Genomic DNA, 11,505 nt, shown 5'->3' on the forward strand with positions numbered 1-11,505 from the left:
TATGAACCTGCTTTCAATACTCATATTCCTGCCAATTGCAGCAGCCTTGCTGATTCTGGTCCTTCCATCAGGCTTTCAGCAGAGGTTTAAGTACATTAGTCTTGGCGTCAGTATGATCCAATTTGTATTAAGTGTCTTTATCTATACCCACTTCAACAACACTGCAGCAGGAATAAACAGGGAAGAACAGTTTCAACTTATTGAAAAATTACCCTGGATCCGTCTCGACCTTGGAAGTATCGGCAAACTGGAGATCGATTATTTCTTAGGTATTGATGGTTTATCTATGCCATTTTTAATGCTGAGTGCCCTGGTCATGTTTGTAGCCTCCCTGGCATCCTGGGAAATTAAAACGAATCTAAAAGCATATTTCTCCTTGTTCCTATTGCTGAACACGGCAGTAATGGGAGTTTTTTGTGCCCTCGACTTTTTCCTTTTTTATATTTTTTATGAATTGATGCTCTTACCTCTTTATTTCCTGATTGGGATGTGGGGTGGTGCCAGGAGAGAATATGCAGCCATTAAATTCTTCCTTTATACACTTTTCGGTTCGGTATTTATGCTGCTTGTAATTATTGGATTGTACTTCTCTGTATTGAATCCTGCTACCGGCAACCATACTTTTAACATGGTGCTGATGATGGATCCGGGGAATTACATCAATGGTTCAGTATTTTCAGCAATGGCAGGGCAAAGCATTTTGGGTATATCTGCCAGATTACTTGCTTTTATCGTGCTTTTTATTGCTTTTGCGATCAAGGTTCCTATCGTTCCGCTTCATACCTGGTTACCTGATGCCCATGTGGAGGCTCCAACCCCTGTTTCAATTATTCTGGCTGGTCTGCTGCTGAAAGTAGGGGGTTACGGTATCCTCAGGATATGCTTTAGTATCTTTCCTGATGCCGCCATTCAATCGGCCTGGTGGATTGGCCTGATCGGACTTATTTCAATCATTTATGGAGCCATGAATGCATTGGCTCAAACTGATTTAAAGCGACTGATTGCCTATTCTTCTATTTCACATATGGGTTTTGTTCTGCTTGGTATTGCTTCGGTAACAACCGAAGGACTAAGTGGTGCGATGCTTCAGATGATTAGCCATGGTGCGCTGTCGGCTATGCTTTTCTTTCTCGTAGGAATGATTTACAACCGGGTTCATGACCGTGAAATTTCTAATTTCAGAGGTTTAGCAGAATTGATGCCTCAATTTACATTTTTTGTGATGATTGCTTTCTTTGCTTCTCTTGGTTTGCCGGGATTCTCTGCATTCATGGCCGAAGCTTTCAGCCTGATTGGTGCTTTTACATCAGAGGATGTAAATGGTCTTTTACCAAGATGGATGGCAATAGGAGCTTCAGTCGGGATTTTACTCAGTGCTGCCTATTTCCTTTGGACATTGCAGCGGATGTTCTTCGGTCAGGTCCGTTTGAAGGGGGGAGATACCTGGAAAGATCAGCTTGTAGATGTTAATACAAGAGAAAAATTTGCATTGGTACCCCTGGCAGTGCTTGCTCTGCTTTTGGGGATATTTCCATCCCTTCTATTTGATAAAATGAATGCTTCAGTTCTGGCATTAGTTCAGTTAATTACCGGATAATGAATGATCTGATTCCATATATTCCATCATCCATCAGGGATTCATTAGCAAGTTTGTCTTTTTTTAGCGCCGAGATTAGTTTGATTTTGGGTTTCCTTTTGGTAATTCTTGCTGATCTCTTTTTTAGCAAACGATATCCCCAGCTAAGTTTTATCCTCGCACTTCTTACTTTATTACTGGTCGCCTATCAAAGCAGCGGATTTCTGAAAATTGACAGCACTCCGATGTTCGGAGGAATGATCATTATGGATCATTTGTCCATACTATTTAAGCTTCTCTTTTGTCTGGCCAGTATACTGTTTGTTTTATTTATCCGGTTTAACCGGGCTTTCCAGAATCATGATAAGGGTTTTGGAGATATGTATGCTATTCTGCTTGCTGTTCATCTGGGACTTAATCTGATGGCTATGTCAGCAAATTTGCTGATGGTATATCTATCCCTTGAAATGGTATCTCTTGGATCTTATTTGATGGTAGGCTATCTTTCTACGGGGCAGCGGCAAACAGAAGCTGCGATGAAATATGCCTTGTTTGGTGCTGTTTGTTCAGCCATTATGCTTTATGGAATGTCATTGCTGTATGGATTTACGGGCACACTTTATTTAAACGATCCAGCATTTCTTTCAGGATTGAATAGCGTTCCTGTAATGGCATCTGGCCTTGCCCTTATCATGGTGTTTATTGGAATAGCATTTAAACTATCACTCGTACCCCTTCATTTCTGGTCGCCTGATGTTTACGAAGGAGCCCCGACACCGGTCACTGCTTTTTTGTCAACTGCACCAAAAATTGCAGGATTTGCTGTTCTGGTTAAGTTTTTGGAAATATTCTATGATCCGGGATCAAAGACATTGAGTTCTTCTATGCTGGATTTGAATTATATCCTTGCATTTCTGGCTATTTTGAGTATGCTGCTCGGGAATTTTGTAGCTATATGGCAGAATAATGTTAAACGCATGTTAGCTTATTCATCAATTGGTCATACCGGGTTCATGCTGATGGCGCTATTTATTTTTTCAACCAGTGGATTTAAAGCGATCATATTCTACATGGCCATTTATGTGATCATGAATATGGCTGCATTTATGATAGTTGATGAAATAGAAGAAAAAACAGGAAAGCAAAATATTGATGAATATAAAGGTTTGGGGAAACAGAATAGCTTACTGATGATCAGTTTGCTGATTATTCTGATATCGCTGACAGGTTTGCCACCAACAGTTGGGTTTACGGCGAAATTTTTAGTATTCTCTTCGGCTTTGGAGGCTTATAATTTGTCAGGTTCAGCAATTCTGCTGATCATGATCATGATAGCATCGTTAAGCACTGTAGTATCACTGTTTTATTATTTCAAGGTTCCTCTGAATGCATTTTTAAGAGAATCGCCTGATCCGGTTAAGCTTTCGATCCGGTCTGCAAAAGTATATATGGGTATATTTCTGGCTTTTCTGCTCCTGCTTTTGATTGTCTTTCCTTCAATGCTTGAGCAACTTATTTAGTTCAGGTACAATGTTAGTAAATATGGCATTTTCCTGAAGATTTAAGAATGATTTCATTGGCTTCTTAGGTATTAAATAGCTACTTTTGCAATCTCAGAACTTACTATGAGTGATTCGATCAAACATGAGTGTGGTATTGCACTTATCCGTCTTTTAAAGCCTTTATCTTATTATCAGCAAAAATATGGAACAGCACTTTATGGGCTGAACAAATTGTATTTGCTGATGGAAAAGCAGCATAACAGGGGGCAGGATGGTGCCGGGATTGCTACGATCAAACTGGATGTCCAGCCTGGTAAGCGTTATATAAGTCGTCATCGTGCGATGGGCGCAAATGCAGTAGCAGAGATCTTTGAATATGTTCAAAAAAAATTCGCGGATGTTCACAATGAATCACCCGAATTATTACAGGATACTGATTGGCTGAAAGAACATGTGAGTTTTACCGGTGAGGTATTGATGGGACATTTACGTTACGGTACTCATGGAAAAAATAGTATTGAGAGCTGCCATCCTTTTTTACGTCAGAATAACTGGATGACCAGAAACCTGGTTGTAAGTGGTAATTTCAATATGACCAACGTTGATGAATTGCTTGAACAGTTGTTTGAACTGGGACAACATCCTAAAGAAAGAACGGATACTGTTACAGTGCTCGAAAAGATTGGACACTTTCTTGATACAGAAAATCAGGAGTTGTTTGATAAATATAAAAATGAAGGTTTTTCTAACGAGCAAATAAGTCACCAGATCGCTGAGCATATTGATGTGGCGTCGATCCTGCGCCGCTCAGCAAAGACCTGGGATGGAGGATATACCATCAGTGGTATTTTGGGACACGGAGACGCTTTTGTGATGCGTGATCCGGTTGGTATCAGACCAGCCTTTTATTATCATGATGATGAAATAGTGATCGTTACGTCTGAACGCCCCGCCATACAAACCGCATTTAATATTCCTCTTGAATTGGTAAAGGAGATTAAGCCCGGGCATGCCCTCATTATAAAAAAGAACGGAAATGTAACTGAAGAGCAGTTCCGTGAACCGGAAGTGCAAAAATCATGTTCCTTCGAACGTATCTATTTTTCGAGAGGAAGTGATGCTGACATTTATCGTGAAAGAAAGCAACTCGGACTGTTCCTTTGTCCGCAAATATTCAATGAGATTAACTATGATCTGAATAATACCGTTTTTTCATACATTCCCAATACCGCAGAAGTTGCTTTCTATGGGATGGTTGAAGGGGTTCATAAATACCTCAGGGATTATCAAAAGGATATTCTTTTAAACCGGGCAGATAAAATTTCGGATGCCGAACTTGAAGAAGTGCTGAACATGTCGGCCAGAATCGAGAAAATTGCGATAAAAGATGTAAAGCTTCGCACCTTTATAACCCAGGATGCCGACCGGCAGGATATGGTAGCACACGTCTATGATACTACCTATGGCCTGATCAATAAGGGGGCTGATAATTTGGTTGTATTAGACGATTCTATCGTAAGAGGAACCACTTTAAAGCAGAGTATTCTTAAAATACTTGACAGACTAGGCCCTAAACGAATTATCGTTGTTTCTTCAGCACCTCAAATCAGGTATCCTGATTGTTATGGGATTGATATGTCAAGAATGGGTGAGTTTGTCGCATTTGAGGCTTCCATTTCACTTTTGAGGGAAACTGGCCGGGAAGATATTATTAACAGGGTTTATCAGAATTGTATTGAATCTGAGAAACTTGGGAATATGCAGACTGAAAATTTTGTTCAGGAAATTTACAGCCAGTTTACTGATCAGGAAATTTCTGACAGGATTGCCAAAATCATCACTCCAAAGGAAATAAAAACAGAAGTAAAGGTAATTTACCAAACACTAGACAATCTTCATAAAGCAATTCCAGCTCATCTTGGAGATTGGTACTTCTCTGGCAATTATCCAACACCTGGCGGTAATAAGGTAGTAAATAAAGCCTTTATGAATTGGATGGAGGGGAAGAATCAACGGGCATACTAAAGAAGTTGATAATTGAGAATTGAAAGTTGAGAATTGATAAAACTACTTCAGTAGAACTATTTCTTTCAATTGAAATTAAGATTCTTTCTTTCACAAGCTTCTTTAAAATGGAATTTTAGCTGAACCCGAATTTAGTCTCAATACTCAATACTAACTACTCAATACTCTACTCTCAACTAAATAAGTGAGTGCCCTGTCAACAGATTATAAATCAAACGGGCAGCAAAGATTAGTATCAATACTCCCGCAATACGATTTAGTCGGGCAATATTTTTTTCCTTAATCCTGTATCTCAGCTTATTAGCATAGTATGCCTTTAACACATCCAGGCTAAATTGAGTGATCAGAATTGACCCAAAGAATGGAATAATTTCAGATGATTTAATTTCTCCTGAAATCGATATAACGCTGCTGGTTACGCTCAGCCAGTAAAGCAGGATAGCCGGGTTGAAAATGCACATCAAAAATCCTTTGATAAAATAACCAGTGTTTTTCCGTTTAGAGCTTGTCTGCTCATAATTCACTTTTACTTTCTTAAAAAGATAATAAAGTCCAATTGCGAACAGAATCGTACTGCCGGCAATTCCTATTTGAAGTCGGTAGGTGTTTTCAAGTGCTATAAATGATGTGCCGTACAAACTGATGCCAACATAAAAAACATCACTGAGAACCACACCACCTGCAAGTGAAACACCCGCAGCAAACCCTTTTTCAATACTGGTTTTTATCAGAGCAAAAAATACAGGTCCGGTTAGAAACGAAAGCACAAATCCCAATCCTATTCCTGAAACGATTGATTCTATCATTCCGAATATATATTCCTATAAGTTAGTTTCGCAAATTAACCTAAAAACAAAGAAATATATAGTAAGATTGATAAAAACATTTAAAACTTAGAGATGTGAGAAATTTAATTTATGTTAGATAATTATTTAACAATAGAAACCTGTTATGGATAACAATTCGCAAAAAAATTATTCCTCGGCTTTATATACACTGATTACAGTGTTTTTCTTTTGGGGCTTTCTGGCTGCCAGTAATGGGATTTTTATTCCTTTTTGTAAGACACATTTTGATTTGACACAATTTGAGTCTCAATTGATTGACTTTACTTTTTATGGGGGGTATTTTATAGGTTCCCTTATTTTATTTTATGCATCCAAGATCATTAAAGTTGATATTCTGAATTATCTGGGATACAAGAACAGTATTGCTATCGGACTTGTTGTATCTGCCGGTGGAGCATTGTTGATGATTCCTGCTGTAGGTTCAGGTTCTTTTGCTTTCATTCTGGCTGCCTTTTTTGTGGTTGCAATTGGCTTTTCACTTCAGCAAACAGCAGCAAACCCCTTTGTGGTTGCTCTTGGAAGTCCTGTAACGGGTGCCAATCGCTTAAATCTGGCCGGAGGTGTTAATAATCTGGGTGGAATTTTAGGTCCGATCGCTGTCAGTATTATTCTCTTCGGAACAGCTACAAGTGCAGCTCCAAAAGAAGTTGAAATAGAGTCGATCAATATGCTATACTATATCCTGGCAGGGTTGTTTTTGGCAGTTGCATTGTATTTCTGGATGGCAAAATTACCTAAGGTGACCAGCGATGAAAAGGTTGAATCAAGTGGCAAGACCAATATGCCACTATTCGTTATTTTTGTAGCCTTCTTATTGATTTTAGCAGCTGATCCAATTGCCGCAGCGACAGGTATAGCCATGAATATATTTGTTTATCTGTCACTTTTCATTATGGTAGCTACCTTACTTTTAGCACTTAGGTCTGCAGGGAAGGACAAAACAGGTTGGGGTGCAATGGGTTATCCACAGCTTATTCTCGGAATGATCGCTATTTTTACCTATGTAGGGGTGGAAGTAACGATTCAAAGTAATATGGGAGCCTTACTGGCGCTACCCGAATTTGGCGGACTGACCGGATCTGAAATCGCACCATTTATTTCACTCTACTGGGGAAGTATGATGATTGGCCGCTGGGCAGGTGCAGTGAGCATCTTTAAACTTGAAAAACGTACGAAAACTATTTTGACTATAGTCGTTCCTTTTATTGCCTTTGCGGTTATCCTGCTTGCAAATCATTTAAATGGTGCATCTATTGAGCAGTTCCTTATTTACGGAGTATGTATTGTGATTCTAATCGCCGGATTCTTTTATAGTCAGGATAAACCCGCAAAGACCTTACTTACTTTTAGCGTTTTGGGATCCATTGCAATGATCATCGGACTAATGACTGAAGGGCAGGTTGCTATTTATGCGTTTTTAAGTGGTGGACTTTGCTGTTCGATTATGTGGCCATGTATTTTTGCACTTGCCATTACGGGTTTAGGTAAATATACCTCTCAGGGCTCAGCATTCCTGATCATGATGATATTGGGTGGAGCAATCATTCCACCGGTACAGGGAATTCTGGCTGATACAAGTGGCATTCACTTTTCATATATCGTTCCATTCCTTTGCTTTGTCTACCTGGTTTATTTTGCAATAAAAGTAAGCTCTGAATTGAAAAAACAAGGTATAGACGTAAACGAACTGGACGCAGAGGTATCTCATTAATGAAAGTTAAACCAAGTTTCGACTTGATTTTTATGGATCTGGCAAGCGACCTGGCCGAACGCTCACATTGCGTGAAAGCCCAGGTCGGTGCTGTTTTAACAAAAGATACCCGTATTATCTCAATAGGGTACAACGGGCCACCTGCAGGTACTCATAATTGTGATGAAGAATGGCCGGATACGGGCTGCCCTCGTGATTCAAAGAATAGCTGTTCCCTTGCACTTCATGCCGAAGAGAATGCGATTCTTTATGCCGTAAAGAACGGTTCCACACTCGAAGGTTCAACCCTTTATCTTACCCTTTCTCCCTGTATTGCCTGCGCCAGGATCATATTTTCCTCAGGGATTAAAAAGGTTTGGTACAAAGCATCTTACGCTGAATATAAGGGTCTTCCTTCAGACGAAGGAGTCGATTTTTTGAATCGGTTTGGTGTAGAATGTCTTAAGTTTTGAGAAGATTGCAATTCTTTAACAATATCCCGGATATCTCTTATGCTTCACAGGCTGCAATTTCTTAAATTGCAGCCTTATTCCAATGAATTGTATCCATGGGTTATAAAAGTCTAGCAGAATGTGTTTCAGATCTTGAAAAACATGGTCATCTGATCAGAATAAAGGAAGAGGTTGACCCTTTTCTGGAGGCTGCTGCAATTCATCTGCGGGTGTTCGAAAATGAAGGGCCTGCGATTCTGTTTGAAAATATCAAAGGAAGCAAGTTTCCGGCAGTATCTAATTTATTCGGCACCCTGGAGAGATCGAAATTTATGTTTCGGGATACTCTTGATGCGATAAAAACGCTGGTAGATCTCAAATCTGATCCCCTAAAGGCAGTTAAAAATCCATTTAAATATGCCGGATCCGGTCTTACTGCATTTTCGGCATTACCATGGAATAAGGAAATGTTTTCTCCGGTTAAATTTGGTAAAACAACAATCTCGGCATTGCCACAGATAGTTAACTGGCCGATGGATGGCGGACCATTTGTAACTATGCCACAGGTTTATACTGAAGATATTGATAAGCCGGGTATTATGAATGCAAACCTCGGGATGTACCGGATTCAGCTTGGTGGAAACGATTATATCCAGGATCAGGAAATCGGCTTGCATTATCAATTGCACCGTGGTATTGGAGTACATCAAACTAAGGCAAATGCCAGGGGTGAGGCCCTGAAGTTAAGTATATTCGTTGGTGGCCCCCCTGCCCATCCTCTGGCAGCTGTGATGCCATTACCTGAAGGTTTATCAGAGATGACCTTTGCCGGGGCCCTGGGAAACAGAAGGTTCAGATATTTCTATGATGAAGAGGGATTCTGCATCTCTTCTGATGCAGATTTTGTAATTACAGGTATAGTAGAACCTCGTCAGAATAAACCTGAAGGCCCTTTTGGCGATCATCTTGGTTATTACAGTCTGAAGCATCTTTTCCCTCTGATGAAGGTAAGAAATGTATATCATCGTAAAAATGCCATCTGGTCCTTTACTGTTGTTGGAAGGCCTCCTCAGGAAGATACAAGCTTTGGGGCACTGATCCACGAGATTACCGGATCGGCTATTCCAAAGGAAATCCCGGGTCTGCATGAAGTAAATGCAGTTGATGCAGCAGGAGTGCATCCATTATTGTTTGCAATCGGCAGTGAGCGATATACACCTTATCTGAAAGAAAAGAAGCCTCAGGAGATCCTGACTATCGCAAATCATATCCTGGGTAAAAGTCAGCTAAGCCTTGCAAAATACCTATTCATTTGCAGTAAAGAGGATGATCCATCGCTCAAAACCAGCAATATTCAGGGATTTTTTAAGCATATCCTGGAACGGATTGATCTCAGCCGTGACCTGCATTTTTATACCAGAACCACGATTGATACTCTTGATTATAGCGGAACTGATATAAACTCCGGGTCGAAAGTTGCCATTGCAGCTGCTGGGGATAAAAAACGCAATCTTTGGACGGAATTGCCTCATTCTTTTTCCCTTCCGGGGCCTTTCGCTAATTATAAAATGGTAATGCCCGGGGTGCTGGCTGTTGAGTCGCCTGAATTTGAGAGCTATCAGCAGACTGAAGTTGAAATTGAGATTTTGAATGCAGCGTTATCATCCAAAGATCTGGATGGTCTGCCTTTATTTGTTCTATGTGATGATGCCGGCTTTCTTGCTGATACTATAAATAATTTTGTATGGGTTAGCTTTACGCGAAGTAATCCTTCACATGATATTTATGGGATTAATTCATTCACTGAACATAAGCATTGGGGATGCAGGGGGCCTATGATTATTGATGCCAGAATGAAAAAGCACCATGCACCTGAACTCATTAAGGACAAAAAGGTAGAAGAAAGAGTAGACAGACTCGGAGAAAAGGGTGGTTCGCTATATGGAATTATTTAGAACAATATTCTGAACTCAGATCTCATTGTCCTTGAAAATCCGGATTACTTTCACAAAACGACCCTGATAATACCGGTTTAATGGTGTTTTGGTAACGCTGTAGGCCTTTCCGGAAGTGGAATGAATAAATTCATGGCTCTTTCCTTTATCAGAAGTAATGATTCCCATATGGCCAACAACACGTTTGGTGCTGTCAGTACCTGTGAATAAAATAATATCTCCCCGCTTTGCCTCCTTAAGATTTATTTCTTTTTCAATATGAGTAAATTCTATGGATGATCTTGGTACAGATATTCCAAAATGGTTAAAAACATAGCTGATAAAGCCGGAACAATCAAAGCCTATGCGGGGATCGGTTGAGCCATATTTGTATGGAATACCTTGCAATGTTTCTGCAAAACCAACCAATTCATCTGCTCTGGTTCTTTTAGTATGAATAGCTTCTGAAGCCAGTGTGTCGGTAACGGATTTAATTATTTCTTCTGGTTTATTTACAGCAATATCACTGGCCGGTACTACCTTTGACTTAGGAGGTGGAATGTAATGATCCCCTGATGGAATATCACAAGAGGACAGCAATAAAAATAGTAAAGCGTTTAAAATCATTGACTTCATGAATTTATACCAGCAAAAACCTGTCCAATCATTTTTCGATTTTTTATTGACGGTTGCCGATAATGAGTTTAGCAAGCAGTTGCTGATAGTTTTATATATTTTAAATTGATCAGATATTAACTTACACCTTTTAGCTTTCAGCTTTACCCTTTCAGCTTTTTAAAATCTCTCCTTCAACTTTTCAGCAATCTCAAAACTCCTTTTAATACGTATTTCAATTGATTTCGCTTGCCTGATATAATAGATATAACCCCGCTTCCCCCCATCTTTAAGTGCTATGAATGCCTGGTAAGCAAATTCGTCCTGAGCAAGAACTTCACTGAATTCTTCAGGAAGATCCAGTCCATTGCCGGGGTCAGTACGGATAGACATATTAAACGCCGAACCAATTAAAAGATTATTCTCTTTGATCAGTTTCAGGCTTGCAATTACCACATACCGGCCATGTCGGGGAACCAGGGCACAGGGAAACTCAGGTTTATCTCCGATTTTGCATAAAATGCGAACCGAGCCCTTCCCACTGATAAACTGTTTGGAGATCTCGTCAGGAATGATAATGACATGGTGTACCATGGGTCCGTCAACATGCTCTAAATGAGCAAAAAAAGAAACAGCTGGGGATGGTGGCCTAATCATGCAGCTAATTTATCAATTTAATTACATTGGACATAAATGCACTAAAAGCTTATATAATACTTTCAGCCTCTGTACAAAAAAGTTATCTTTGCCCATGCAAGAAAAAATCATCATTCTTGACTTCGGGTCGCAATACACACAGCTTATTGCCCGGAGAGTCAGAGAGCTAAACGTATACTGCGAGATACACCCATTCAATCATCTTC

At 39.9% G+C, this 11,505-nt stretch carries 9 protein-coding genes; 6 read left to right on the forward strand and 3 right to left on the reverse strand.

Annotation, left to right across the window (positions count from 1 at the left end):
- The first annotated feature begins 1 nt into the window (after position 1).
- From Q8M41_RS02235 to Q8M41_RS02245, 3 genes are all read left to right on the forward strand, one after another.
- Entirely contained in the window at positions 2-1,597 is a 1,596-nt protein-coding gene (locus tag Q8M41_RS02235) for a NuoM family protein (RefSeq protein ID WP_305363612.1), read from the forward strand.
- Positions 1,597-3,096: an NADH-quinone oxidoreductase subunit N gene (locus Q8M41_RS02240; RefSeq protein WP_305363613.1), complete on the forward strand. Its 1,500-nt coding sequence runs from the start codon at positions 1,597-1,599 to the stop codon at positions 3,094-3,096. The genes Q8M41_RS02235 and Q8M41_RS02240 overlap by 1 nt, the downstream gene beginning before the upstream one ends.
- A gap of 105 nt (positions 3,097-3,201) precedes the next feature.
- A complete protein-coding gene (locus Q8M41_RS02245) occupies positions 3,202-5,103 on the forward strand; it encodes an amidophosphoribosyltransferase (protein WP_305363614.1) in 1,902 nt (633 codons plus the stop codon).
- Between the two features lie 176 nt (positions 5,104-5,279).
- Here Q8M41_RS02245 and Q8M41_RS02250 read toward each other — a convergent pair whose 3' ends face one another.
- Positions 5,280-5,909, reverse strand: a complete 630-nt coding sequence (locus Q8M41_RS02250; RefSeq protein WP_305363615.1) for a LysE family translocator — start codon at positions 5,907-5,909, stop codon at positions 5,280-5,282.
- A 145-nt stretch (positions 5,910-6,054) separates the two neighbouring features.
- Between Q8M41_RS02250 and Q8M41_RS02255 the strand changes: the two genes are divergently transcribed.
- From Q8M41_RS02255 to Q8M41_RS02265, 3 genes are all read left to right on the forward strand, one after another.
- Complete coding sequence (locus Q8M41_RS02255; RefSeq protein WP_305363616.1) at positions 6,055-7,662, forward strand: MFS transporter; 1,608 nt, start codon at positions 6,055-6,057, stop codon at positions 7,660-7,662.
- Positions 7,662-8,114, forward strand: a complete 453-nt coding sequence (locus Q8M41_RS02260) for a dCMP deaminase family protein (RefSeq protein ID WP_305363617.1) — start codon at positions 7,662-7,664, stop codon at positions 8,112-8,114. The genes Q8M41_RS02255 and Q8M41_RS02260 overlap by 1 nt, the downstream gene beginning before the upstream one ends.
- A 95-nt stretch (positions 8,115-8,209) precedes the next feature.
- On the forward strand, positions 8,210-10,048 hold the full coding sequence (locus Q8M41_RS02265) for a UbiD family decarboxylase (RefSeq protein WP_305363618.1): 1,839 nt from the start codon (positions 8,210-8,212) through the stop codon (positions 10,046-10,048).
- 15 nt (positions 10,049-10,063) lie between these two features.
- Here Q8M41_RS02265 and Q8M41_RS02270 read toward each other — a convergent pair whose 3' ends face one another.
- Together Q8M41_RS02270 and Q8M41_RS02275 are read right to left on the reverse strand one after the other, a co-directional pair.
- Positions 10,064-10,663, reverse strand: coding sequence for a C40 family peptidase (locus Q8M41_RS02270; RefSeq protein ID WP_305363619.1), 600 nt, complete (start codon positions 10,661-10,663; stop codon positions 10,064-10,066).
- Between the two features lie 159 nt (positions 10,664-10,822).
- Positions 10,823-11,299 (reverse strand): YdeI/OmpD-associated family protein, encoded by a 477-nt coding sequence (locus tag Q8M41_RS02275; RefSeq protein ID WP_305363620.1) that lies wholly within the window; start codon positions 11,297-11,299, stop codon positions 10,823-10,825.
- Positions 11,300-11,505: the final 206 nt, after the last annotated feature.

It is taken from the genome of Daejeonella sp. (genome assembly GCF_030684675.1).
Taxonomy (GTDB): Bacteria; Bacteroidota; Bacteroidia; order Sphingobacteriales; family Sphingobacteriaceae; genus Daejeonella.

Excerpts from the sequence above, each read along its gene's own strand:
- Q8M41_RS02235 (WP_305363612.1), top strand. The coding sequence starts at position 2 with ATGAACCTGCTTTCAATACTCATATTCCTGCCAATTGCAGCAGCCTTG.
- Q8M41_RS02240 (WP_305363613.1), top strand. The coding sequence starts at position 1,597 with ATGAATGATCTGATTCCATATATTCCATCATCCATCAGGGATTCATTA.
- Q8M41_RS02245 (WP_305363614.1), top strand. The coding sequence starts at position 3,202 with ATGAGTGATTCGATCAAACATGAGTGTGGTATTGCACTTATCCGTCTT.
- Q8M41_RS02250 (WP_305363615.1), bottom strand. The coding sequence starts at position 5,909 with ATGATAGAATCAATCGTTTCAGGAATAGGATTGGGATTTGTGCTTTCG.
- Q8M41_RS02255 (WP_305363616.1), top strand. The coding sequence starts at position 6,055 with ATGGATAACAATTCGCAAAAAAATTATTCCTCGGCTTTATATACACTG.
- Q8M41_RS02260 (WP_305363617.1), top strand. The coding sequence starts at position 7,662 with ATGAAAGTTAAACCAAGTTTCGACTTGATTTTTATGGATCTGGCAAGC.
- Q8M41_RS02265 (WP_305363618.1), top strand. The coding sequence starts at position 8,210 with ATGGGTTATAAAAGTCTAGCAGAATGTGTTTCAGATCTTGAAAAACAT.
- Q8M41_RS02270 (WP_305363619.1), bottom strand. The coding sequence starts at position 10,663 with ATGAAGTCAATGATTTTAAACGCTTTACTATTTTTATTGCTGTCCTCT.
- Q8M41_RS02275 (WP_305363620.1), bottom strand. The coding sequence starts at position 11,299 with ATGATTAGGCCACCATCCCCAGCTGTTTCTTTTTTTGCTCATTTAGAG.